General features: G+C 38.4%; 24 protein-coding genes. 10 read left to right on the forward strand and 14 right to left on the reverse strand.

From position 1 onward, the window contains the following. Positions 1-69: 69 nt before the first annotated feature. From ABIB30_RS14895 to ABIB30_RS14915, 5 genes are all read right to left on the reverse strand, one after another. Positions 70-609, reverse strand: coding sequence for an RNA polymerase sigma factor (locus tag ABIB30_RS14895; RefSeq protein ID WP_354303296.1), 540 nt, complete (start codon positions 607-609; stop codon positions 70-72). Between the two features lie 142 nt (positions 610-751). Continuing rightward, a complete protein-coding gene (locus ABIB30_RS14900; protein WP_354303298.1) occupies positions 752-1,597 on the reverse strand; it encodes a metallophosphoesterase family protein in 846 nt (281 codons plus the stop codon). A gap of 53 nt (positions 1,598-1,650) precedes the next feature. Continuing rightward, entirely contained in the window at positions 1,651-4,878 is a 3,228-nt protein-coding gene (locus ABIB30_RS14905) for a TonB-dependent receptor (RefSeq protein WP_354303299.1), read from the reverse strand. 95 nt (positions 4,879-4,973) lie between these two features. After that, the gene (locus tag ABIB30_RS14910; protein ID WP_354303301.1) at positions 4,974-5,978 is read right to left on the reverse strand and encodes a FecR family protein; all 1,005 of its coding nucleotides are present in this window, start codon (positions 5,976-5,978) and stop codon (positions 4,974-4,976) included. A 42-nt stretch (positions 5,979-6,020) separates the two neighbouring features. Then, complete coding sequence (locus ABIB30_RS14915; RefSeq protein ID WP_354303303.1) at positions 6,021-6,605, reverse strand: sigma-70 family RNA polymerase sigma factor; 585 nt, start codon at positions 6,603-6,605, stop codon at positions 6,021-6,023. Positions 6,606-6,793: 188 nt separating this feature from the next. Here ABIB30_RS14915 and ABIB30_RS14920 point away from each other — a divergent pair, with 188 nt between their 5' ends. The 3 genes from ABIB30_RS14920 to ABIB30_RS14930 are packed head-to-tail and all read left to right on the forward strand — an operon-like array spanning position 6,794 to position 8,959. Next, positions 6,794-7,357 carry a methylated-DNA--[protein]-cysteine S-methyltransferase gene (locus ABIB30_RS14920; RefSeq protein ID WP_354303305.1) on the forward strand — a complete coding sequence of 188 codons (564 nt, stop codon included), beginning with the start codon at positions 6,794-6,796 and terminating at the stop codon, positions 7,355-7,357. Between the two features lie 4 nt (positions 7,358-7,361). Next, a complete protein-coding gene (locus ABIB30_RS14925; protein ID WP_354303307.1) occupies positions 7,362-8,003 on the forward strand; it encodes a hypothetical protein in 642 nt (213 codons plus the stop codon). 11 nt (positions 8,004-8,014) lie between these two features. Continuing rightward, on the forward strand, positions 8,015-8,959 hold the full coding sequence (locus ABIB30_RS14930) for an alpha/beta hydrolase (protein ID WP_354303309.1): 945 nt from the start codon (positions 8,015-8,017) through the stop codon (positions 8,957-8,959). A 154-nt stretch (positions 8,960-9,113) separates the two neighbouring features. On the opposite strand, the gene ABIB30_RS14935 is transcribed toward ABIB30_RS14930, so the two are convergent. The 4 genes from ABIB30_RS14935 to ABIB30_RS14950 all read right to left on the reverse strand — a co-directional run bounded on the left by ABIB30_RS14935 (position 9,114) and on the right by ABIB30_RS14950 (position 13,056). Further along, a complete protein-coding gene (locus ABIB30_RS14935) occupies positions 9,114-9,830 on the reverse strand; it encodes a thioesterase II family protein (RefSeq protein WP_354303311.1) in 717 nt (238 codons plus the stop codon). Positions 9,831-10,027: 197 nt separating this feature from the next. Further along, positions 10,028-10,189, reverse strand: coding sequence for a transcription termination/antitermination NusG family protein (locus ABIB30_RS14940; protein WP_354303312.1), 162 nt, complete (start codon positions 10,187-10,189; stop codon positions 10,028-10,030). A 71-nt stretch (positions 10,190-10,260) separates the two neighbouring features. After that, positions 10,261-11,856 (reverse strand): thioredoxin domain-containing protein, encoded by a 1,596-nt coding sequence (locus ABIB30_RS14945; RefSeq protein ID WP_354303314.1) that lies wholly within the window; start codon positions 11,854-11,856, stop codon positions 10,261-10,263. Positions 11,857-11,973: 117 nt separating this feature from the next. Further along, a complete protein-coding gene (locus ABIB30_RS14950) occupies positions 11,974-13,056 on the reverse strand; it encodes a calcium:cation antiporter (RefSeq protein ID WP_354303316.1) in 1,083 nt (360 codons plus the stop codon). A 164-nt stretch (positions 13,057-13,220) separates the two neighbouring features. Between ABIB30_RS14950 and ABIB30_RS14955 the strand changes: the two genes are divergently transcribed. From ABIB30_RS14955 to ABIB30_RS14970, 4 genes are all read left to right on the forward strand, one after another. Beyond that, positions 13,221-14,114: an alkaline phosphatase family protein gene (locus ABIB30_RS14955; RefSeq protein WP_354303318.1), complete on the forward strand. Its 894-nt coding sequence runs from the start codon at positions 13,221-13,223 to the stop codon at positions 14,112-14,114. A gap of 94 nt (positions 14,115-14,208) precedes the next feature. Next, complete coding sequence (locus ABIB30_RS14960) at positions 14,209-14,889, forward strand: HAD hydrolase-like protein (RefSeq protein ID WP_354303320.1); 681 nt, start codon at positions 14,209-14,211, stop codon at positions 14,887-14,889. A 14-nt stretch (positions 14,890-14,903) separates the two neighbouring features. Beyond that, a complete protein-coding gene (locus ABIB30_RS14965) occupies positions 14,904-16,067 on the forward strand; it encodes a TIGR03364 family FAD-dependent oxidoreductase (protein ID WP_354303322.1) in 1,164 nt (387 codons plus the stop codon). An 88-nt stretch (positions 16,068-16,155) separates the two neighbouring features. After that, positions 16,156-16,749: a helix-turn-helix domain-containing protein gene (locus ABIB30_RS14970; protein ID WP_354303324.1), complete on the forward strand. Its 594-nt coding sequence runs from the start codon at positions 16,156-16,158 to the stop codon at positions 16,747-16,749. Positions 16,750-16,788: 39 nt separating this feature from the next. Here the strand turns inward: ABIB30_RS14970 and ABIB30_RS14975 are convergent, their stop codons facing one another. The 4 genes from ABIB30_RS14975 to ABIB30_RS14990 all read right to left on the reverse strand — a co-directional run bounded on the left by ABIB30_RS14975 (position 16,789) and on the right by ABIB30_RS14990 (position 19,494). Beyond that, positions 16,789-17,679 (reverse strand): MBL fold metallo-hydrolase, encoded by an 891-nt coding sequence (locus ABIB30_RS14975; protein ID WP_354303325.1) that lies wholly within the window; start codon positions 17,677-17,679, stop codon positions 16,789-16,791. Between the two features lie 25 nt (positions 17,680-17,704). Next, positions 17,705-18,364, reverse strand: a complete 660-nt coding sequence (locus tag ABIB30_RS14980; RefSeq protein WP_354303327.1) for a DsbA family protein — start codon at positions 18,362-18,364, stop codon at positions 17,705-17,707. Position 18,365: 1 nt separating this feature from the next. Beyond that, positions 18,366-18,821, reverse strand: coding sequence for a MoaF-related domain-containing protein (locus tag ABIB30_RS14985; protein WP_354303329.1), 456 nt, complete (start codon positions 18,819-18,821; stop codon positions 18,366-18,368). A gap of 91 nt (positions 18,822-18,912) precedes the next feature. After that, positions 18,913-19,494, reverse strand: coding sequence for a Crp/Fnr family transcriptional regulator (locus tag ABIB30_RS14990; RefSeq protein WP_354303331.1), 582 nt, complete (start codon positions 19,492-19,494; stop codon positions 18,913-18,915). A 172-nt stretch (positions 19,495-19,666) separates the two neighbouring features. Between ABIB30_RS14990 and ABIB30_RS14995 the strand changes: the two genes are divergently transcribed. The 3 genes from ABIB30_RS14995 (at position 19,667) to ABIB30_RS15005 (ending at position 22,719) form a co-directional block, all read left to right on the forward strand. Further along, positions 19,667-20,848, forward strand: coding sequence for a glycosyltransferase family 87 protein (locus ABIB30_RS14995; protein ID WP_354303333.1), 1,182 nt, complete (start codon positions 19,667-19,669; stop codon positions 20,846-20,848). Between the two features lie 136 nt (positions 20,849-20,984). Continuing rightward, positions 20,985-21,956 (forward strand): glycosyltransferase family 2 protein, encoded by a 972-nt coding sequence (locus ABIB30_RS15000; protein ID WP_354303335.1) that lies wholly within the window; start codon positions 20,985-20,987, stop codon positions 21,954-21,956. Beyond that, the gene (locus tag ABIB30_RS15005) at positions 21,937-22,719 is read left to right on the forward strand and encodes a polysaccharide deacetylase family protein (RefSeq protein WP_354303336.1); all 783 of its coding nucleotides are present in this window, start codon (positions 21,937-21,939) and stop codon (positions 22,717-22,719) included. Before ABIB30_RS15000 ends, ABIB30_RS15005 begins: the two co-directional genes overlap by 20 nt. A 52-nt stretch (positions 22,720-22,771) precedes the next feature. Here the strand turns inward: ABIB30_RS15005 and ABIB30_RS15010 are convergent, their stop codons facing one another. Beyond that, entirely contained in the window at positions 22,772-23,245 is a 474-nt protein-coding gene (locus tag ABIB30_RS15010) for a GtrA family protein (protein ID WP_354303338.1), read from the reverse strand. Between the last annotated feature and the right edge of the window lie 520 nt (positions 23,246-23,765).

Raw genomic sequence — 23,765 nt, forward strand, 5'->3', positions numbered from 1 at the left:
ACATTAGGTTTTTACCCGGCCTGAATAAGGCCCGGGACAGCAAGATCTTGCGGTGTCGAATAGATTTAATTATTTGATAAAAAACAAGAACAGCATAAAGATCTCAGGATGATTCTCTCTTAAAGTTATTCTCAACCGCTTTAGTGCTTCAGAAATATTATTACGGACAGTTTTCTCCGAAATATTCAGGATATCCGCAATTTCCCTGTTCTTTTTTCCCTCATTCTTACTGAGCTGATAGCACTGGCGTGTAGTTTCAGGAAGTTTTTCTACAATTACATTGATCTGCTGATGCAATTCCCTTGCCATCGTATTTTCCTCCGCAGAGTAATCAAGCGTATTCAAGCTTTCCAATAAAAGACCTTCATTCTTTAGCTGGATATTCTTTCTTCTGAACGCAGAGATGACCTGATTTCTTGCAACAACATACAAGTAAGGCTGAATATCACGGATATCTGCTAGCGTATCCCTTTTAAGCCAAAGTTCCAGAAAGATCTCCTGTACCACATCTTTCGCATCTTCCAGATCAGGAAGCCGCAGGTTTACGATAGCAAAAACACTTTTCTTATGCTGTTGATAAAATTCTTGAAATAAGTATTTATCCATCATGATTATTCTTCAAGCCCACATCTGCGTCAAAAGTAGACTTATCGTATATGCACGAGATTAAACTACTGTTAAGAATAGGTTAACCGGATGAAGTACAGCAATTTACTTAACCAAGACTTATTCGCTACTTAACTTCACCGCCTTAAAATTTGGTTTCGTTTAAAGTGGGGGTTTTACTTGCATTGACCTGATAGGTTGTAATCTTCCCGTCTTCATTGACCTCTACAATCCTATAGCCCCTGTAACTTGTCCCCCAGCTGCCACCAATATGTGCATCAAAAAAATGAGGTAATTTTCCAGTATAAAAAACGCCGTCCAAACTATGGTCATGGCCATGGAAAACAGCTTTTACATTTTCGTAACTATGCAATAAATCAACAGTTTCGGTACAAGTCACAAAAGGATTTTGAGGGACCCAGATGTGCGGTGGAATGTGCAGGATCACAAAAACCGTTTGCAGCGTTTTGAATTTGTCCAGTTCTGTTTGCAAGAAAGCATTATCCGGACAGCGGTAAGTCCCCTTTGTATCAGAGGTATTGGCCAATATAAAACCTATACCATTTTTTTGCATGGAGAAATTGTCTTCATATCCAAAAACAGATTTCCATAAAGCAGTATCCGCATGGTCATGGTTACCAGGTACCGCATAAAATGGAACGGGTAACTGATCATAGTACTTGTTCTTTACCTCAATCAGCAGATCCGGACGATCATGAACCAGATCTCCATTGATAATTACAAAATCCAGTGGCGTTTTATGGTGCGCATCCGTCAGCCAGCCAATCATATGCTGGTGATCTTCCTGATAAGGTGTGCCTGGCTGACCATAATGTCCATCAGATGCAATAGCAAACCGCAATTTGGGTCTTTGAATTGAATCTGGCAGGGCATTTTGTTCAACACCCGCAAAGACTTCGATAACTGATGCCAGCTGGGCAATGATTAATCCTGCTACGCTGCTTTTAATAAATGATCTTCTGTTTGCCATATTGATGTGGTTTATAAAAGGGCTGCAACTATCGGCAGCCCTCGTCTTATTATTTAAAAACTATATCTGACGCCAACCTGGCCTCTCCATCTTGATTCAAAAGGAGCATTCACAAATGAACTGCTAACCGGAGTATAGCTATAGGCAGGTCTTGATCTTCCATCAGCTGTTGCAGGATTTTCAAAACCTCTGAAGGTTAAAATTGCCCCGCTCAACGTGGCTGGTAACTGTGCTGTTGTGATAGAAGGCAGTTTGACCAGCCCCCAATTTTTATTGATCAGGTTTCCTATGTTAAAAATATCAAGAGTAATTTGTAAACTATGCCTGGTTTTTCCGGCAGTGATAGAAAAATCCTGGGCAAGGTGCATGTCAAAGATATGCGACCATGGAGTTCTCGCTCCATTTCTTTCCGCATATTGTCCCCTGTGCTTCTTTAGGTAAGGATCTTGTTCTATAAAGGCATTTAGCTGTTCATAAATCTGGGCAGGAGTACGCGTATCCTGTGCATTTGTTGGCAATAAAACAATGTCATTAGCCGATTTCGGTATGTACATCGCGTCATTTTGTGTCTGCCCGTCATTGTTGATATCAGAATTTAAGCGGTAAGTATAAGGAAGTCCGGACTGGCCATTGTAAACCAAACCAATTGTGGTCGCCATTCCTTTTAAATACGTTATACGGTAAGAAACAGTACCAATGATCCGGTGATCCAGATTCCAGTCAGAAAACGTTAACCCAGGATTATTCGGATTATTGACAATGGTATTGTTTCGGAAATTGGTTGAAGCAATAGTGGAGTTCATACTCGATATATCTTTTGAGTGCGCATAGGTATAAGCAATTGATCCTGATACACCACTAGCTACATTTCGCTGTAATTGTGCTGTCAAACTATACTGATACCCTTTATTTGTATTGGTTAGCAAAAATACATTGGTGTATTGTGGAAATCTTAACCTGCTGTTTCCCGAAGGATACAGATCGCGGCCATCACCATCTAGTTTTGCTGTCGGTTCCACCAGGTTTAAATCCTTAATATATGGAGCATTCAGCTCTTTTCCATAAATCCCCTCTAGTGTGGCTACAAATCCTAAAGGAAGTTTTTGGTCAATCGCAAGATTGGAACGCCAAACCTGTGGCATTTTAAAGTTTTTGTCTGTCAGATCAATTTCTGAAGTGGCTACTGTTGGTGTCTTCGGTTGATTATTCACATCTCCCGAAAAGCGAATTGGCGCAGTAGCAGTTCCTGTTGCATTGATCCTGCCAAGATCCACACCCGAATTATTATAGGCGTTTCCTAACCAAACATAAGGAAGTCTGCCTGTAAAAATCCCGCTTCCTCCCCTCAAAATAGTTTGCCCATCATTGTTAATATCCCAATTGAACCCGATTCTTGGAGAATATAATAGCTGCGATTTAGGCTTACTGTCAGTTTGTAGTCCCATAGCTGCAAAGGATTCAGCAAACGCAGTATTTTGTAATGGCTTATCTAAAAACACAGGAACATCAACTCTTAAACCACCGGTCACCTTTAATCCCTCTTTAACGGTGAATTCATCTTGCGCATAAAAGCCCAGCTGCATAGCTCTGAATACAGAGGTCGGAATAGCCACAGCAGGGATTTTTGAATAAGTGAGCTGATAAACAGAAGGCGCCTGGTTGGTTAAAAAAGAAGAAAGGCTGCTGTAGGTGTAATTCCCCCAGATATTCTGGATAAAGAGATTGTTAAAACGGAAAAACTCATTTTGAGTTCCAAAGGTGAAATGGTGATTATTGTGAATAATATCCAGGTTATCTGTTAGCTGAAATAAATTTTGCGTCTGTTTAGCCGATGGAGAATAACCCTCTGTCCCCGCAGTGATACTGCCTGCGGCTCCCAGCTGAATCAACACCTGTGGAAAAGGACTTCCTGGAATCTCTCTGTTATCCCTTACATTAGAATAACCGACAATCAGATTGTTTACGATTTCGTTGGAGAAATAAGTGTTTAGCTCGGCAACCGTGATGTTAGTCGTACTGGTCTGGATATATTTATTGTTCTCAAACCGGAGTGCGTTGATACCATTTCCAATATCATCGCGTCTTCCATGTACATAATTATGCCTTAAGGTCAGCCTGTTTTTAGAATTGATCATATAGTCTAAACGGGCAAATATCTTTTCACTATTCGTCTGTTTGCTAATGTCATCAAACTTGCCCGGGTCATAATTATAAGCACTCTTCAGATAATCTGATATTTGTTGTGCCGTTGCTGCCGGAATCAGTGATTCATCAGTTGCACCGGTTCCTCTGTTCGCTTTATAAAGAAGCGGTTCATTTCTTCTGCTGATTTCTGCATTGGTAAAGAAGAAAAGTTTGTCTTTGATAATTGGCCCGCCCAAACGAAAACCATATTGAGCGTCGCTAAACTTATTAAACTTTGTTCTGCTGGCATCAGGACTTTTTCCTACCAGATTTTCATTTTTGCCATAGGTATAAAAAGATCCGCTGAATGTATTGCTGCCCCGCTTGGTTACTGCATTAATTCCGGCACCTGTAAAACTGCCTTGCTTCACATCAAATGGTGCTAAAACAACCTGTATTTCATCAATGGCGTCTAAACTGATAGGTTGGGTACCTGCTTGTCCACCAGGTGCACCTGTGGTCGTACCACCACCTACGCCATATCCCATAATGTCGTTATTTTGAGATCCATCTATCTGAATATTATTATAACGGTTATTTCTGCCACCGAAAGATAAACCAGAAGACTGAGGGGTGAAACGGGTAAAGTCTGATAAAGATCTGTTTAACGAAGGATATCTTTCCATATCGGTCCGGCTGATATTATTTGAAGCACCCGTTTTGACCAGGTTTCTTGAAGAGCCTGTTCTGGAGGTTTTAATCTCCACCGTATTCAGGCCGGTATTTTCTGAGGCAAGAAATACCTTTAGTGAATATACCTGACCTAAGGCAAGCAATACATTTTGCTCTGTATATTTATGTGTACCAATATGTGTGATCTCTATAGTATAAGGGCCACCGACAGGAAGATTTTGTAAGACAAATGCACCTTTTTCGTTGGCCTTCGCTATAAACTTCATATTTGAAGGCACATAAGTTACACTAATGCTTGCCCCTGGCAGCAAGTGATCTGCATTGTCATATACATACCCCCTGATTCCGGAGGATGTTGAGCCCTGCGCATGCGAGACCAAATGGCAAAAAAAAGCCAGGCAAAAAATCAGCATGGATATACGTATTCGCAATCCGAAATTGAAAAATGTAATTGTTTTTTTCATATTTTTATTTTTTTAAACATTTTGGCCATTCAGACCTTTCTTGATGGTAATCCCCAGGAGTGTTCCACCATTCCTGGGGTTTTTATTGATTAGATTTATTGGGGTTTGATGTGAATACTGACAGCATCGATCTCATAAGTTACGGGTACTTGATTTTTAATCTCTTCCATAACCGTTGCTATCGATTTGCCCCTGGTGTTTAGGCTTAGTTTCAATGCGGGGTTAATACCTGTTTCGAACGTTATCTTAACCTGGTACTGCTTTTCAAGTTCACTGATCACACTTGTAATTGAGGTCTCATTAAAAGAAAGTGCAGTTGCAGGCTGTTCTGCTTTCAGTGGGTGCAGCGTATGTTTTTCAGGCCTGATTTTACTTAAGCGTCCGGATATTTGGTTATAGATTGCTGATTCGCCCGGCAACAGAAATATTGCTGGTTCTGTTAGATGTTGTACGCCGACCTTTCCTGTTTTTACTTTTACTGTTGTTTTTTTGGTGTCAGTTGAAGCATTTATCCAAAAGGAAGTGCCCAGTACAGTTGTTTTTACGTAGCCAGAACGCACGACAAATGATCTGGCCGTTTCATGTTTTACATCAAAAAAAGCTTTACCGATCAGGTTCAATTCTCTTTTTGTTGCCGCAAATCTTTCCGGGTAAGACAGCACCGCACCTGCTGAGAGTGTAACCTTACTGGAATCTTCAAGCAGGATGATTTTTGCATAAATGCCCGGATTAGTTACCCGTAACATCCTGACTGGCATTCTGCTTGCGCTACGCACAGCAGGCTGATCATTGTTTTTCCAGTTCATACTCCCCAGATAAATTGCAAAAGGGATCAATACTGCAGCAACTCTTCCGAGCCATAATCTTACTGTTTTCCTGGAGGTATCCTGCTCGATTTTATTCCGGAGCAGGTCAAAACCTTCCGAAGGTGTTTTCAAAGCTGCAGGGGGCAAACTTTGGATATGTTCGTTCAAAAAAGACTGTTGCTCGTTCGGGCTTAGGGAAGAAAGCCATTGCATCAGTGCTTCATATTCTGGCTCCGACAATTTATTGTCAGCAAACCGACTTAAAAATTCTTTGCTAAATTCTTGTTCTTTCATGGGATATGTGGTCTATACGAACAGACCATACGCCAACCCTACCTACAGGTTAAAAAATGTTGTAAAAAAAATAAAGCAGGAAATCTGGTGATTTTTCAAGAAGACGCGTAAATGGGAAAGGGTTTTACTAATATGTTTTTCCACAGCTTTTACAGAGATGTTGAGCTGTAAAGAAATATCCTTATTGCTTAAGTGTTCCTTTCTGCTGAGGTTAAACACTTCAAGATTCCGGCTCGGCAAATGATCCAATACAGTTCCGAGTACTCTCTGGTAATCTGTAAAGATAATTTCATCAAAAGTGCTGAAAGATCTGTCTTTACTCAATTCCAGGAAATTCAATTTAGCCTCATGGTTTTTAAATTTCCGGATTTCATCAAGTGCTTTATGCTTTGCTATGGTAAATAGCAGGTTTTTAAGATTTTGGTCTGGATTGATCCGCTTACGCATTTCCCAGAGCTTTAAAAATGTATCTTGTGTAATTTCGTCTGCATCCGCAGTTAATCTGCAATAAGGATTTAAAAAGGACTTTACACCTTGGAAGTAGAGGTTGTAGAAATACTCAAGCCCATACATATCGCTCCTGATTAAAGCATTGATCGCCTCTGTATCACAAGTAAACCTCTGCATATTTATTCGAATTGATTTTCGGACTAAAATTAGCCCCTCCACATAAAACTGATGTTTACCCGGTGTTACCAAATTGTTGGTTTGCAAATAAGTTATTTAAATAATCATAAGAGCTTCTCTTATTTTGAGCAAGAAATGGGTTCCTATTGAGGAATACATTCCGTAATTTCGGATCTGATGTTTATCTTATGAAAACACAACAAGACCTATCAAACAAAACCAGTATAATCACTACTCAAGAAATCTCCACACCACTAGGCCCAATGCTGGCAGGAGCTACTGCAGAAGGCGTTTGCATACTGGAATTTATTAACCGTATCAGATTAGAAAAAGAGATCCTTGATTTACAGAAACTGCTCAATGCAGTGATGCAACCTGGACAAAATCCACACTTGGATCAATTAGAGAACGAACTGGCCGAATATTTTGAAGGAAAGAGGAAAGCATTTTCAGTTCCCCTGCATGCACCGGGCAATGAATTTGCACAAACGGTATGGAAAACATTGCGGGAAATCCCGTACGGACAAACTTGTTCTTATAAACAGCAAGCCGATAGAATGAACAATCCAAAAGCCATTCGTGCAATTGCCTCTACAAACGGCAGGAACCGTTTAGCTATTATCATTCCTTGTCACCGCGTAATTGGCAGTGATGGAAGCATGACCGGATATGCCGCCGGAGTAGAAAAGAAAAAATGGTTGCTTAAATTCGAAAGAGATAATTCTGAAAAACCAGCAGGTACCTTATTTTAACAAGATGCAGACTTACAAAAACTTTAGAACAGGTCAGTGGGTAAAATCATATGGCAAAGGCATCCATAGAATAGAAAAATTCATTCCAGTTGAATATGAAGAGTATCACTTTTTTATAATGGGAGATTGGGAAACAGGGGCAATTAAAGAAAGTCAGATCGGAAGTTTGCAAGAAGAACCGCTTGTTGAATTAAAACGTCTTTTCAATTCAAAATTTAAGAAGCAAATAGGTGCAGATTATTGCTCAGGTCATTATTTAAAAGATTTAACTGCAGAAGAAGAAGCAAATGTAGAAGAGCAAATAAAATCCAATCCAAAATACACCATTGATCTGGACAAATATGTGCTTCCAAAGTTCGAAACCCGCTACGGATTAAATTTTTCACTAACAGACGACACCATTCAACTGGTTAAAGAACTGGCACAATTTATCAGACAGGATGATGGCAGGACTTTCACAGAAATCTTTGAATGGCTGGGTCATAAAAACTATAAGCAATTACTTTACAAACAAAACTCACCAAGCGATAGAAAAGGGTATTATCTGCAATTCATTAACTGGAATTACCAGGTCAGAAACAATCGGTTATTGTTGACAGATCTACTTGCTTTTACGCCAGATTTCGCAAAAATAGACACCATTTAATATAACGTACTATGAGAAAAATGATATTGATTGCAGGATTTCTGATCGCAGGAATTACTGTATCCGCCCAGCGCAAACATTCTTCCGGCAATACTATTTTTCAAATACAGCCTGATTTAAAACAAATTCCTCTTTGGGAAAGTACGATGCCTGATGGACCAGGTCCGCAGGGTGCTGAAAAAATAACAGCTAAGGGATCTGTAACCAATGTATCAAATCCGCGGTTAATCATTCATAAACCAGTTAAGCCTAATGGAACAGCGATTCTGATTATTAGTGGCGGCGGTTATGCGCATATTGAGCTAGGAAAAGAAAGTACACCCGTAGCCAGCTGGCTTCAGTCGCAAGGTATAACTGTCTTTGAACTAATCTACAGATTACCACAAGAAGGTTGGAAAACAACACATGTACCTTTTCAGGATGCACAACGTGCAATGAAACTTATCCGTAGCCTGGCTGTTCCCTATAAAATAGATCCTGCTAAAATTGGTATATTGGGTTTCTCCGCAGGCGGACACCTGGCAGGAATGACAGCAGCCCAGCCTGATAAAAAGCACTATAAACCTATTGATGCTATAGATGCTTTATCTGCAAAACCCAATTTTGCAGGGTTGATTTATCCGGTGATTACAATGCTGCCTCCTTTCAATAAGACGCATGCTAAAAAGAGTATTCTTGGAGAAAATCCGACAGTCGCACAGGAAGAAGCTTATTCAGTAGAATTGCAGGTCAGCGGTAATATGCCAGCTACTTTTCTGGCACAAGCCATTGATGATCCTATATCTCCAATCAACAATTCTTATTTAATGAATAGTGCCTTAGAAAAAGCCGGCGTGCCAGTTGAAATGCACATTTTTCAAACAGGAGGACATGGCTGGGGAATGGGCAAAAAGAACTCACCCGTTTCAGTATGGCCTGATCTTTTCCAAACCTGGTTAAAAGCTAAAGGATTTTAATTTAATTATAGCTGAGAAATTTCAAAAAAAATGGGATCTAAGTTTTAAACTTAAATCCCATTTATGCATTTTTTTATACATTGCTCCATACAGCAAATCCCTGTTACTATTCTAATTATTCATAGTACATTTTATTATTCATAGTACATTTTAATTATTCATAGACCCTATCCAGTAAGACATTGTTAATTATTTTGGTAATCTGTTTTGTTTCATCATGCAAAAAGAAATGTCCGCCATTGAAATAATGGATATTACAAAGTTTATTAGTGTGTTTCTTCCAGCTATCACACTGCTCAGGTGTTAAATCTTCATCTTTTCCCAAAAAAACTGTAAGATTTTGATCAAATGGTTTAAGGTCTGCGTGAACATCATCTGATTCAGATAATTTGAAATCATTTTTTAATAAAGGCAGGAACAAGTTCATTAATTCAGGATGTTCAAAAAATTCCGGGGGGGTCCCGCCCAGCTTAACTATTGCCTCTTTAAATTCTTCCTCATTCATTAAATGATATTTCTTTTTATCATCTCTTTTGATGCCCGGCGCTCCGCGCCCCGAAAGAAATATATGCACCGGTTCTATATAACCGGCATCTCTGATTCTTTGAACAAGCTTATAAGATAACATAGCACCCATGCTATGTCCAAATATTGCATAAGGAGTCTGATGAATATCTTTGCTGATGAATTTAAAAATATCTTCCACAGCTTCAGATATATTCTGATACAATCCTTCCTGCATTCTGCTTCCCCGGCTAGCAAGCTCAATCGCATTCAGCTCAATAGATGGACTTAGATGACCCTTCCATTTATTATAAATTGTAGCTGATCCTCCAGCATAAGGGATACAGAAAAGTTTTATCTTCTTCATTTTTTTAAGGTTAAAATTAAATTTACTACAATGATTCTTCTATTTATTTAACAATAAGTCCCTCTTCGATCTGATCAAAAAATCGAAAATAAACTGTTCTTATTTTCTCCCACGAAAAATCCTCATTCATGGCCCCTTTAGCAAGCTGGCTCCATTCCTCAGGCTGCAATTTACAGAGCTGCACCAGTTGTTTAAAGTCATGGTTTATTGATGATCTTTTTCCTGTCATTCCATTGCCTGACATCCTTAATAGCCGGAAAGAAAAATTCAATTCCCTTTTGCGATAAATAATCAGATATTTTATTTTCTAGCTGTGGCCGCGTATAAATTACATACCAGCGCCGATGAAATATACCCATGAGATCTCAGTAAGTGAAAAATTAACTATCAGCATTTGCTCTTTCTCCTGCTTTGACGAAGTATAATAGCCTTAATTAATCAAATACTTAACATCTTCTAAAGTATAAGGCTCTGGTAACCTATAACCATTAACGAAAATGGTTGGTGTGAAAGTAATATCTACCATATTGCACCAATCCCGCTGCTTTTTACTTACTTCACGCATTTCACTATTAAAACTTACAGGATATTTTAAGGCCCAGTTATCGTAATTTCGATTATTTTCAGCATACCATTCGTTCAGCGCATCTTTCACTATTGCTTTATTATCCAATAATTGTAAGGCCGTCATATGTCTTGCAATTTTAGTCCGCATGTCATTATCCTCATTCACAGTAGAGAAAACTACTTTTAACTGCACATCGTTACGTCGCTCTATCCAATCTTCCATTACCTGGTGCGCTTTAGCACAAGGTTCACAATATGGATTACTAACAATAGTGATTACATTATCCGCCTCAGGATTACCTAATAATACTGGCATCAATTCATCTGTTACGGCATAACGAGGCTGGCTGGTTAGTACCTGGTTAAATAATTCAATATTGTATTTAAATTTCTTCAACTGCTCCTGCAAAGGGATCAGCTGTGCAGCATTGGAAAAGAATGGCTTGAGAAACCCCCAGACAACAATTGGAAATAAAAAGGCCAGTGGTAATAAATAAAACAAGGAAGAGGAAATATTGGAAAGGTTGTAAACTGTACTAATACCGCCCCCACTCAAAAAAATTAATATAAAGAATTCTAACCAGAGCACAGCCTGAACCAGGCAACAAAGAATACACCAGTTCTGCTTGCGGTATTGATAGGATAGTGAATAAATAGTGTAAGGCATTGCAAATAAGTTAAGCCAAGCCAATATGCCGATGGTCTGCGGACTCAGTAATAACAACAGTAATGAGCCTCCAAAGTAGAAGAACCCTACTTCGCTCCAGCTTAACCAAGAAGTTAAATTTGCCGCATCAGTTTTGAGAATTGCGTTGCATCCATCCTTGCCGCCCAGTTTACAAAGATTTTGTATAAAGGGATTATTTGAATTAATACTTTGAACCAGTAAGAGTATACTTACCCCCAACCCGGTCAATTTCACCAGGCTTAAAAGAAAATGAAATAGATTAAAGGACTTTTGAAAAAAAACAAGATATATACTTCCTAATAAAACTACTAATGAAGCCGGCAATAATAAATCTTTAATAAAAGAGCTTAGCCGGTTTTGCTGATAATTTTTTTCTCCGCTTTTTATCGTAGTTTCTGCAGTTAAAGTAATACCACTCCAGCGGTCCAAAAATATCTTTTCGTCCATTGTTCCTTTATAGTTGTCTTCATCAGAAAACAGGACCGTCTGATTGATGAGCTGATGCACCAGTACAAAATATCCACCCTTTTCTGGAAAATGTGCAATAAATGGAAAGCGCATACCAGCCGCATTAAATTCCCCCTTATCCATCCGGTAAGCTTCATTTTCAATTCCCCAGTCCGTTAAACAATCACTGATAGCTAAAAGACTTGGGTATTCCGGATGATCAATAACACATTGATTGCTGGTTTCACGTGTTACTTTGGCATCAATGCTTTTGATCAATAAATGCAGAACAGCTTGTGGATTTGTTTGTTGGCTACCGGACATGCTCATAAATATTTAGGCATTAAAATTAATCAATATTAATTATTAATATATAAAAATATTCAGAATAGTAAAAACAAAGCAGGTTTCCTGAAGAAACCTGCTTATGATCAACTCAAATTAAGGAGCAATGATGGTGAAAAGGTATACCGCAAAAATGACCAGCAGTACTATACCCTGTAAGATATTTGTCCGGCCGGTAGCCAGCGAAAGCATAATTGTAAACTGAGCGAGCAACAATAATACGGTTGCTTTCATATCAATTCCTAAAGTAATACTCATACCGGTTACAATAGAAACAATTGCAACCGCAGGAATCGTTAAGCCGATACTCGCAAGCGCAGAGCCCAGTGCCAGATTAAGACTGGTCTGTAAACGGTTCTTTTTGGCAGCGCGATAAGCAGCAAGTCCTTCGGGCAATAAAACTACAGCTGCGATAATTACACCAACTAAAGATTTTGGTGCACCCATATTTACGACAGTGTTTTCAATATCCGGCGCTAAGGCTTTTGCCAGTAATACAACAATCCCCAAGCACAGTACCAATAAAAAAGCACTCATTAATGCCACTTTTTTTGTAGGTGGTTCAGCATGTGCATCCTCATTTCCATCAGCTTCGGGAGGCAAAAAATAATCACGGTGCCTAACCGCCTGAACCATGACAAAAGATCCATACAAAACCAAACAAATTACGGCTACAAAAATCAGCTGAACCTGGGTATATTGTGGCCCGGCTTTACTTGTGGTGTAATTTGGAAGAATTAAAGTAAGTACCATGATCGCTGTAAGCGTAACCAGCGCAGCACTAACTCCTGGCAAACTGAATACTTGCTCTTTAAATTTAGCGCCACCGACAAGCAGGCTTAACCCAACAATTCCAGTTAAAATAATCATAACGGCCGCAAGTACTGTGTCTCTGGCAAGTTCAGCTACGTCAGGCCCTCCGGTCAACATCAAAGAAACAATTAATGCAACTTCTATAATGGTAATCGCTAATGCGAGTAATAAAGTACCAAATGGTTCACCGACCCGGTGCGCTACAACTTCAGCATGGTGTACAGCAGCAAGTACTCCACCAATTAGTACAGCTGCAAGAAAAAAGGTATAAAGTATACCAAGATCCAGAGAAATCCCGAAATAAGCCAGCCAGGCTATAACAGGTGTTACTATTGTCCATAATGGCAGTGGTAATTTTTGTTTCATAAAGATTCTTGTTGATTAGGTAATAGTGAAAAGTAGTATTAAGCAATTATGGTGCTAAAGAAACAAAATGACGATTGTTTACATATACTTAACAAAAGTTAACATCATTATTTATAAACTAAGTTTAGTTTTGCTATACTTACATATAAACCAAAACTCATTGTATGAAAAAACTTTTATTCTTGCTTACGGTATTGTGTATAAGTTTTCAACTTAAAGCACAACCGAAAAACATTAAACACATTATTTTGATTGGCTGTGACGGATTTGGAGCTTACGCTATACCCGATGCGAAAATGCCAAACCTGAAACAGTTAATGAATACCGGATCCTGGTCTTTAAAGGCCCGCACAGTGTTACCCTCATCAAGTGCAGTAAACTGGGCCTCCATGCTCATGGGAGCCGGTCCCACCGAACATGGCTATACCGAATGGGATAGCGCGGTTCCTGAAATACCTTCTGTTGTCAAATCACCTTACGGCTTATTTCCCGGAATCTTTACTTTAATTAAGCAGCAGAAACCCAAAGCAAAAACTGCCGTTATTTACAGCTGGCAAGGTATAGGTCCATTGATTGAAAAAGATGCCATTAGCTTTGTTGTTCCAGGGCCGGATGGGGATAATGATAATTTCTGTGCAGATACTACGGCTGCACTTATTATCAAAGAAAAGCCCTTATTAACTTTCGTGCATTTTTCAGAGCCTGACAATACAGGACACAAAATTGGTCACCGAACTCCGGCTTACTATGCAGAATTAGAAAACCTGGACAAAAGAATAGGAAAAATTGTTGACGCTGTAAAAAAAGCAGGTATTGCCAATGAAACTATTATTATCCTGTCGGCCGATCATGGCGGTACTGGTAAAGGACATGGTGGTAAATCACTGGACGAAGTACAAATTCCGTGGATTGCCAACGGTACAGGTGTATTAAAAGGACATGAAATTAAAGATGTAATTATTACTTACGATACCGCTTCTACCATTGCGTGGTTGTTAGGCTTAAAAGAGCCACAGAGCTGGCGTGGAAAACCTGTTACCGAAGCTTTCAATAAATAAGAATTACTGAAAACTTAACAATTAAATAACATCACATTGTTTACTTATATTAAACAATAGCCCTATAATTGTAAACAATAAAAAATTATAAGTAATGTCAATAAAATTAGTAGTGTTTGATATGGCGGGTACAACCGTAAGCGATGAAAATTACGTAGCCCTATCATTTCAGCAGGCGATGAAAAAGCAGGGATATAACGTGGAATTGAAAGATGTAAATCCACTGATGGGTTATGAAAAGCCTCTTGCTATTCAAATGATGCTGGACAAATATGAAACTGATACTCAAAAAATCAATGCAGATTTAATAGCCCGGATACATACTGATTTTGTAAATATAATGCTGGAATTTTACACCCATTCTCATGAAATCAAACCACTTCCAAATGTTGAAAGCACTTTTGAACAGCTTAGAAATATGGGTATTAAAATTGGCCTGGATACAGGTTTTTCCAGGAACATTGCAGAACTAATTATCAGCCGTCTGAACTGGGAAATTCAGATAGACATTATGGTTGCCAGTGACGATGTGAAAAATGGCCGTCCATATCCGGACATGATCCATAAAATGAAAGCTGACCTGGACCTGCTTCCAACAGATGATGTAGTTAAAATCGGAGATACAGAAGTCGATATAAATGAAGGTATCAACGCAAATTGTAAATACGTAGTCGGAATTACTACCGGCGCTTTTACAAGAGCAGAACTTGAACCACATCACCCAACACATATCATTGATGATATTTCAGAGTTGCTTGCAATTATCAAAGCATAAAATACAGGAATAAAATGAATAATGTTCCATATGATTTAATCGTTATTGGCGGAGGTATCCTAGGTACATTCCATGCCTACCATGCCTTAAAAAAAGGAAAAAAAGTACTCCAACTGGAAAAAGATAATTTTCCGGTTGGTGCTACTGTTAGAAACTTTGGCCAGGTAATTCCTTCTGGAATGACAGGTGAATGGTTCAATTACGGACTACGGTCTGTAGAAATTTATCAGGAAATACAGCGTGAATTTGATATCTCCGTTAGGAAAAACGGCAGCGTATATATCGCATCTGATCCTGATGAACAAACCCTGATCCACGAATTAAAAACCTATTACGATACCTTAGGTTATTCACATTCCTTATTGAATAAACACCAAATACTGAAGAAATACCCATCTATTCAAGAATCTTACGCCAAAGAAGCATTATTTTTCGATCAGGAAATCAGTGTCGAACCAAATTTGATGATCCACCGTCTTCATGAATATATGCAGACAAAATTTGAGCACTTTACGCTTTTATATGATTCTCCCGTTGTAGATTGTTACTCAGCATCGAATGACGTAGAAGTACGTTTAACCAATGGAGACAAATTCAAAGCCACAAAAGCCATATTATGCAATGGCTATGAGTTCAAGCTATTATTCAAAGAATTATTCAAAGCGAGCGGACAGGTGATCAGTAAACTTCAAATGATGCGTACTACGCCAGTAAAAAACATTGGGCTTACTGGGAATATACTCACCGGTTTAACAATTCGCAGGTACGAAAGCTTTGAAGAATACTGTCCCTCTTTTAAAACAATCCCACTGCCCGCGCATTATGAAGAGCTAAAGGCCTACGGTATTCACCTGCTGTTCAAAACAGCACCAGACGGCAGTGTCATCATCGGCGACTCCCATGAATATGCTTCAGCTACCAATTTTGACAACCTTGGTTTTAACCTGAATTTATATATTAATGAGTTGATGCTTGAAGAAGCCAGCAGGATTGTAAATTTTGATGTACGGAATATCGCGACTACCTGGGCTGGATTTTACCCTCAGCATCCCGATAAACATATTTTAGAATATGATATTGATAACCGTATCCATATCCGTACTTGTATTGGGGGCAAAGGAATGACCGCAAGTGCCGGATATGCAGAAGCAAGTATAAAACAACTTTACAATATTTAGCTCTCCCATTCGTCATTTAATACAGTTTTAACGATTATTAACTATTAAACTCTGCCGAATTTCTTAAGTTTGAGCAATTGCCCCCTTTATGGAAGAGAATATTATACTTAAGATAAGTACCAGGATAAAAGAAATAAGAAGAGAGCGGAATACAACGGTACAGGAACTTGCTGATCTAGCAGGTGTAAGCAAAGGCCTGATTTCACAGATTGAAAATAACCGTACAGTGCCATCTTTAATGGTATTGATAGATATTATAAGCGCTTTAGATGTTGATTTAAATCAGTTTTTCAAAGATATATCAGCTAGCAGCCAACTTAGTCCCGTCCTCATTAAAAGAAAAAATGAATACGAGCCGTTCGAAAAAGAGCAGGCTCTGGGGTTTTTATATCAGCGCATTTTTACAAAGACCTTTAAAAACTCAACCGTTGATATCGTGTTGCTTGAACTTGAACCCAATGCAACCAGGCCAATGGTGGTTACCGAAGCATTTGAATACAAATATATCTTATCGGGAAAAGTAGATTATATTTTTGAAGATCAAACTTACAGCCTTTCTGATGGCGACTCGATGTTATTTGACGGACGTTTACCACATACGCCTAAAAACACTTCCGATCAGAAAGCCACTATGCTGATTCTATACTTCTTTGAGCAAAATGGAAACAGCTCAACAAAATAAAAGGGCGGGTGCAGTGCACCTACCCCTATAAATAAATACTTAGTGCCACTGCATTTCGCCAGTATTTACTTTCGCACTTAACTCCAATGCCATTAAGAACTTAGCATTGGGATAACGTTTTTTCAAGGCAGCAATTAAACCTGCTGAAGTTTTATCTTTCTTCAATTCCTGTTCATAAACTTCAAGATACTGTTTCGTATAATTTACAGAAGCTAAGTTCATCGCTGCACCGGCAGCAGCATGCGCCGGAACAACGACTTCAGGTTTTAAATCAATGATTTTATTCAAAACAGCAATCCACTCCACCCTTTTCGCTGCAGTGGCATCATCAGCAAGCCAAAGATGGAAGTTATCTCCAAAAACATTAATTCCTCCTATTACTGCTCTGATTGATGGAATCCAGACAAAAGATTTTTCCGGCGAAGCTTCAGTACTTAATATTTCTAATTTCTGACCTTCCAACTCCAGGCTTTTGCCTTTCAGTACTTGTGGTAACACTACATTTTTTGGTGCTGCATCTTTTAACTGCCGTCCCCAGACATCTAATTTCCCCTGCGCTGTTTCTTTGATATGTTCTACTGTTTGCGCAGTAGCATATACAATGACTTCAGGATAGTATTTTTTGATCACTTCAAGACCAAAATAGAAGTCAGGATCACCATGACTAATATAAATAGCTTTTAAGTTTTTGCCAGTTTTTTTTAACTCAGCAACAAGCCGCTCTGCTTCTGGTAAAGTGAATTGCGCATCCACCAGGATCGCATCAATTTTACCACTAACAATTACAGAAGCAACACCCATACTCGTTTCTGGTGCATTATAAACCGTTAGTTTTAACGGACTTGTTTCTATATTTTTTATACTTTGTGCTTCTGTTTTCGAAACGATGAAAGTAAGCACCAATGCTGAAATTAAGAGATTTGTTGTCATCTATTTATTTATTGTTTTTTTTCTGTTAGATGGAGCCTTTGATAAAATCAGTATTCGTTTCTTCTATCAAACGATCAATATTCTCAGTAATTTCTGCTAAAGAGGAATAGCCCTGTTCCAATAAAGTCAACTGCCCCTGCGCTTCAAACAATAAAGTAGGATAGGAAGATGCATATTGAATCGCATCGCTAAAAGCTTCCTGAGTAGCCCGTTTCATAGCATCACTATGGAAATGTAGTAGAAACTCAGTCTGATCTATGCTAAGCCCCTGGCAAATTTCCAAATAAGTTTGATCCATATTCAGATCTTTACCATCTCTATACCTGGCCTGCTGTAAAGCAACCATAAAGGGAACAGTCCTTACATTCCAGAATTTTTGAACTGTAGCTATAGCCCTCGAAGGTATTTCACTATCAAGTTTAACTTCCTGCTGATGAATAAATTGAAAATACGCTTCACCAAATACAGTACCAGTTAGCGTTGCAATCCGCTCATCATGCTTTTGAAAATAGCTTGCCCTTTTTGGAGACTGAACCCTCGAATTTGGTCCCGCCCACATCCCACCCGGGACAATTACAAAATCCAGTACATCCCTATAAGCCTCAAAAAGTGCTAACGTATGCTTACTATTACCGTAACACCAGCCACAAAGCGGGTCCATTACGTAAATCAGTTTCTTTTCCATCTTACTTATTGTTAATATATTCGAATTTGCCACGAAGAAATTCCGTCTTTCTGCCAGAAAGTGCTGTCGTATCCTTATAAGTCAGATAGGCAGTAACTTTCATTTCCTCCGTATCAATCACCTGACTTACAGTAAGCCCACTATCTTCTATCCAGTTCAGAAAATACAAATGATCATTAAGTTTTTGATAAGATACGCGTTCAGATTCCTCAGCAACCGCTCCTTTTGCATCTACCGTTTTCCAATGTAAAGTAGAATCATTGAGATAATTTACTTCAGCCTGAAATTTTTCATAAGTGATTTTTCCAGTTCTGCCAATCAAATCATGTTCAGCATTGCTTACCGAAGGATCGGTGGAGACACCTGGTGAATTGTCCTTCAAGTTACAAGCCGATATTGCTGCAACTGTCAGAAATCCAAAAAGCATAAAGAAAGGGTTAATTTTATAAGCCGGCATAATTATTAATGTTTATACAAAAATATGCTATCCCCGGATAGGAAAAGTTGAACTAGTTCAAAAAAACAAACGCTCTAAAACCAGAGCTAAACTATCTCAGTTTAGCTACTTTTTTCCTGATTTTACTAAGAAATTCGTGGGATATCCCTAAATATGCAGCGACCTGTTGCTGGGAAAGTCTTTGTTCAAGGTGAGGATATTTTGTGATGAATTCCAGGTACCGCTTATCTGCAGTTTTACTCAACGAAGAAATCATTCTGCGCTGCAAAGCTGCGTGTGTCTTTTGTGTCATTATCCTAAATAGTTTCTCCACTTTAGGCAACGTGTCATATAAGATATTTTTATAAGGAAAAGTGATCATTAATATCTCACTATCTTCCAACGCTTCAATATTTAGAATAGAGGCCGATTGATTAGTGAAACTATCTATATCAGTAATCCACCAACCCTCAACAGCGAAATATAATACTTTTTCAAATCCGGATTCATCCAGATAAAAGACCCTGAGGCACCCCTTATTGACGAAGCCTTCAAACTTACAAATCTCTCCCTCGCGCAACAACATCTGCTTCCTTTGCACTTTCTGTAAATAAAAAGGGGCCGAAAACTGCTCAAATTCATCATCCGTCAGATAAATGTGTTTTGCTATATTTTCACGGAGTAAAGTATACATATTGAGGTCAATAGATAAGCAGGAAAATGATAGATATGTCTAAAACAGGCAATATTTCCAAGATGTCTTTTGGTCTTCAATCCCAGGTTCTTCTTTTGCAAGATTACTTTTGTAACTTTACGATTGCAAATCTCTTAATACAATAGAATTAATGCCACTTCTGACTACACAAATGAAATCAAGCTTGGCCGCTAATTTAACTAAGCTTTTTAATAACCGGCTATTTATTCTCAGTATTTTTATTCTGCTCCCTGCTATTACCTCCTACAGACAATATCATTCAGGCACCTCCCATAATAACTATCTGATCTTTATTTATACTTATTTTCATGCCAATGATCATGTATCCTTATTTGGCAGGTATCCTGAATATGCAGATATGAATCATTATGGTCCATTGTTCTCTTTGATCATTGCACCTTTTGCTAAGTTGCCTGAATTTCTGGGGATGTTTTTCTGGGAACTCGCAAACAGTCTTTTCTTGTATTACGCAATAAAGACACTTCCATTGAAAGAGCCCAAAGTAAATGCAGTATATTGGATCATCGCACATGAGTTGCTCACTGCGCTATTTGCCTGTCAGATTAACCCTTCGATTACAGCAATCATTGTTTTAAGCTATACTTTAATTGATAAAAAGCAGAATTTTTGGGCAGCGTGTCTCATTTTGCTTGGTACATTTATCAAACTATACGGTATTGTCGGATTGGCTTTCTTCTTCTTTGTTAAAGAGAAGCCAAAGTTCATCGCCTACTGTATTTTCTGGGCTATCGTATTCTTTGGACTGCCGATGCTATTTTATGGTCATGAATATATCTTGTTACAATATAAAGAATGGTACCTTTCTCTAAGTGCTAAACAGCTTGAAAATGCCACACTTGTTTCCTGGCAAGATATATCATTGATGGGTATAGTCAGAAGAGTGACGGGGAATCCTGATCTTTCCAATTTACCATTTCTGATTACTGGAATTATACTTTTCTGTCTTCCTTATTTAAGAATTAAACAATATCAGTCCCCAGCATTCAGACTGATGTACCTGGCATCAACACTGATTTTCACTGTTATATTTAGCAATTCGTCTGAATCACCTACTTATATTATTGCATTTACCGGGGTGGCAATCTGGTTTATTTTACAGGAAAAACCTATACAACCTATCGTAATTGCTCTCTTCATATTTGCGATATTGCTTACAACCTTAGGTTCTTCCGATTTATATTCCAGATCTTTCAGAGACAATTATATAATCCGCTATTCGTTAAAAGCTCTTCCTTGTGTATTCATATGGTTATACATGACTTATCAAATGATCTTTAAGCAATTTGATTTAAAAACCACTACCATCCAATGAAGCCGTTATGATTTTTCAAACCAAACAACGAAATGATCCGGGCGTGCAAGTCCTTGAACACAAAAATCAAATCAACACTGGTGAAAAATATAAAATCATAATATCTTCATAACCAGTTAAAATAAATAATAAACTAATGAAAAAAACAGTTTCTGTAGTTATCCCGGCTTTTAATGAAGCAGAGAACTTAATCGTCATTATCGACAGACTGGAAGGTATTTTCAAAAATACAGCCTATGATGCTGAATTTATAATTATTGACGATGGCAGTACCGATCACACCCTAACCATCCTTAAAACGATGGCAAGTATCAATAATAAATTATTTTATATAGAGTTCTCCCGGAACTTCGGGCACCAGCTTGCCTTAAAAGCAGGATTAGACCAGGCAAAAGGAGACTGTGTCATTTCTCTTGATGCCGATCTTCAGCATCCGCCAGAACTGATAATTCAGATGCTTGAAAAGTGGGAAGAAGGTAATGATGTGGTTTATACCCGGAGATCAGAAGATAAAAGTCTGCCTTATGGAAAAAGAAAATCATCATCTCTATTTTACAGACTGATCAATGTCTTATCAAGTATCCAAATTGAAGAAGGAACTGCTGACTTCAGGCTGATGGATAAAAAGGTGATAGATGTATTTAGAAACTTTGAAGAGAACGAACCTTTCATCCGTGGCCTGGTGCAATGGATGGGTTATAAACAGATTGCAATTGATTATATTCCACATAAAAGACACGCGGGCACCAGCAAATATAACCTTCGGAAAATGATGCGTTTTGCATTGCAGGGCGTAACCTCGTTTAGTATCAAACCACTTTATACCGCAGTATATCTTGGCTTTGCTTTTTCGATGTTATCCGTCTTATATATTCCTTATGTATTCTACTCAGTCTATATGGGTATAGAAGTAGATGGATGGGCGTCTACAATTATGACAATAGTCTTTTTCGGAGGACTACAGCTTATTATTATGGGGATTATAGGAATCTATATCGGGAAGATGTTTATGCAGACAAAAAACCGCCCTAACTACATCATTAAATCTACAAATTTCGTTCCGGCAACTACAAGCACAAACACAAATTATGATATTGCTCAGCTTTGATATTGAAGAATTTGATATGCCTTTTGAATATGGAAAAAGTATCACTTTTGAAGAACAAATAAGAATCTCTTCTGAAGGTACCCTGACCATATTGGATTTGCTGGCTAAGAACAAACTTAAGGCGACCTTCTTCAGTACAGTTACCTTTGCAAAAAATGCAACTGCAATTATCAAGCGTATACTCGATGAAGGCCACGAGTTGGCTTCTCATGGCGTTTACCATTCAGATTTCAAAAAAGAGCATCTACTGGAATCCCGGTTAGCCTTGGAAGAATTATCAGGTGTAGCGGTAACAGGCTACAGAATGGCCAGAATGATGCCCGTAGATGAACAGGAGATACAAAAAGCAGGTTATCTATATAATAGCTCCATTAATCCAACCTGGCTGCCCGGAAGATATAATAACCGCCATATTTCCAGAACATACTTTTACCAGAGTGGCGTTTTACAATTACCAGCCTCAGTAAGCCCCATTTCGCGGTTTCCACTTTTCTGGTTATCATTTCATAACCTGCCGCTTTGGTTCTATGCGCATCTGGTCAAAAGAACTTATCAGAAAGACAATTATATCAATATCTATTTCCACCCATGGGAATTTACGGACCTTAGAGATAAAGAACGCTTTGGTTTTCCAGGTTATGTCAGTAAAAATTCCGGTCAGGATATGATTGCCAGGATGGATAAGTTTATGGGATGGCTGAATAAGCAAGGTTACCCTTCAGGAACAATCTCACAATTCACAAAGAATATTCCTTTAGCATAGAAAAAAAGCATTGAATTTATTGAAGACCTTAAGTCTCATCTTACAATTAAAGTTATGTCCGTTCCCGGAAAGTTACATACGATTGAAAGATGTAACTGAACGCAGACATCAATACAATAATGAAGGCTTGTGAAGGCGTAGCCCACAAGCCAAAATATCCAACCAGTAAATGCAGCAAACCGTAATTCATCAGCAATGAACTTGCAGTCACGAATGCATATAAACCCAGCTGTTGAATACCTCTTCCCTCCTGTTGAAAAACTAAATATTTATTCAGTAGAAATCCCACTGGAAAACTTACAGAAAGTGCCATCAAATCTGCGCCAATGTAAGAGGTGATTGTATAGCTTCCGATTATCAGGGCTTCTCCCTTCAAGACATAATTGTAACTCAGAAAGAATATAGTCAGATTGAGCAACGCATTACTACCACCAGTTACACCATATCTAAATGTCTTTATGGGTATAAACCGTAAAAAAGGAAAGTAAAAGAAATCTATAAGCTTAATGAGTGGATTCTTGAGCAAGTCTGAGCAGTTATGTAATACAAATAGTATAAATAGCAGGTAAATATAAGACTCTTTTCACACTCACTGCTACAAGCCATACTTAATAATTAATGGATGTACTTTATTTACTTGCAAGCGGTGAATTTAGTTTACAAGAATTGATGAGGTAGTTCCTGGATAACAGCATGAGTTGCATTATCACGAGTTACATTATCACGAGTTGCCTTATCATGAATAGCATTATCATGAGTTGAGTTATTCATAAATAACTGCGGAGCTTATTTTACAAAACCTCTTTGACATATTCAGACTATGCCTATAAAAAGTCTTTAAACATAAAAAGCAATAAACCTTGTCAATAAAAGCTACTGCGCTATTCATCAAAAGCTACTGCGCTTGTTTACAAAAAGATTGTAAACTATAAACAGGATTTACAAAAAACCTCTTTAAACAAGAAAAGCCTGTAGTTTCCTACAGGCTTTCTTTAAGATTTGGCACCGACCTACTCTCCCACGTGTTACCGCAGTACCATCGGCTC

Origin of the sequence: Pedobacter sp. UYP1, from assembly GCF_040547305.1 — a bacterium.
Lineage (GTDB): Bacteria > Bacteroidota > Bacteroidia > Sphingobacteriales > Sphingobacteriaceae > Pedobacter.

Excerpts from the sequence above, each read along its gene's own strand:
- ABIB30_RS14935 (WP_354303311.1), bottom strand. The coding sequence starts at position 9,830 with ATGAAGAAGATAAAACTTTTCTGTATCCCTTATGCTGGAGGATCAGCT.
- ABIB30_RS14915 (WP_354303303.1), bottom strand. The coding sequence starts at position 6,605 with ATGCAGAGGTTTACTTGTGATACAGAGGCGATCAATGCTTTAATCAGG.
- ABIB30_RS14980 (WP_354303327.1), bottom strand. The coding sequence starts at position 18,364 with ATGGAAAAGAAACTGATTTACGTAATGGACCCGCTTTGTGGCTGGTGT.
- ABIB30_RS15000 (WP_354303335.1), top strand. The coding sequence starts at position 20,985 with ATGAAAAAAACAGTTTCTGTAGTTATCCCGGCTTTTAATGAAGCAGAG.
- ABIB30_RS14990 (WP_354303331.1), bottom strand. The coding sequence starts at position 19,494 with ATGTATACTTTACTCCGTGAAAATATAGCAAAACACATTTATCTGACG.
- ABIB30_RS14995 (WP_354303333.1), top strand. The coding sequence starts at position 19,667 with ATGAAATCAAGCTTGGCCGCTAATTTAACTAAGCTTTTTAATAACCGG.
- ABIB30_RS14925 (WP_354303307.1), top strand. The coding sequence starts at position 7,362 with ATGCAGACTTACAAAAACTTTAGAACAGGTCAGTGGGTAAAATCATAT.
- ABIB30_RS14970 (WP_354303324.1), top strand. The coding sequence starts at position 16,156 with ATGGAAGAGAATATTATACTTAAGATAAGTACCAGGATAAAAGAAATA.
- ABIB30_RS14930 (WP_354303309.1), top strand. The coding sequence starts at position 8,015 with ATGAGAAAAATGATATTGATTGCAGGATTTCTGATCGCAGGAATTACT.
- ABIB30_RS14960 (WP_354303320.1), top strand. The coding sequence starts at position 14,209 with ATGTCAATAAAATTAGTAGTGTTTGATATGGCGGGTACAACCGTAAGC.
- ABIB30_RS14905 (WP_354303299.1), bottom strand. The coding sequence starts at position 4,878 with ATGAAAAAAACAATTACATTTTTCAATTTCGGATTGCGAATACGTATA.
- ABIB30_RS14950 (WP_354303316.1), bottom strand. The coding sequence starts at position 13,056 with ATGAAACAAAAATTACCACTGCCATTATGGACAATAGTAACACCTGTT.
- ABIB30_RS14920 (WP_354303305.1), top strand. The coding sequence starts at position 6,794 with ATGAAAACACAACAAGACCTATCAAACAAAACCAGTATAATCACTACT.
- ABIB30_RS14910 (WP_354303301.1), bottom strand. The coding sequence starts at position 5,978 with ATGAAAGAACAAGAATTTAGCAAAGAATTTTTAAGTCGGTTTGCTGAC.
- ABIB30_RS14895 (WP_354303296.1), bottom strand. The coding sequence starts at position 609 with ATGATGGATAAATACTTATTTCAAGAATTTTATCAACAGCATAAGAAA.
- ABIB30_RS14940 (WP_354303312.1), bottom strand. The coding sequence starts at position 10,189 with ATGGGTATATTTCATCGGCGCTGGTATGTAATTTATACGCGGCCACAG.
- ABIB30_RS14945 (WP_354303314.1), bottom strand. The coding sequence starts at position 11,856 with ATGTCCGGTAGCCAACAAACAAATCCACAAGCTGTTCTGCATTTATTG.
- ABIB30_RS14955 (WP_354303318.1), top strand. The coding sequence starts at position 13,221 with ATGAAAAAACTTTTATTCTTGCTTACGGTATTGTGTATAAGTTTTCAA.
- ABIB30_RS14985 (WP_354303329.1), bottom strand. The coding sequence starts at position 18,821 with ATGCCGGCTTATAAAATTAACCCTTTCTTTATGCTTTTTGGATTTCTG.
- ABIB30_RS14975 (WP_354303325.1), bottom strand. The coding sequence starts at position 17,679 with ATGACAACAAATCTCTTAATTTCAGCATTGGTGCTTACTTTCATCGTT.
- ABIB30_RS14965 (WP_354303322.1), top strand. The coding sequence starts at position 14,904 with ATGAATAATGTTCCATATGATTTAATCGTTATTGGCGGAGGTATCCTA.
- ABIB30_RS15005 (WP_354303336.1), top strand. The coding sequence starts at position 21,937 with ATGATATTGCTCAGCTTTGATATTGAAGAATTTGATATGCCTTTTGAA.
- ABIB30_RS14900 (WP_354303298.1), bottom strand. The coding sequence starts at position 1,597 with ATGGCAAACAGAAGATCATTTATTAAAAGCAGCGTAGCAGGATTAATC.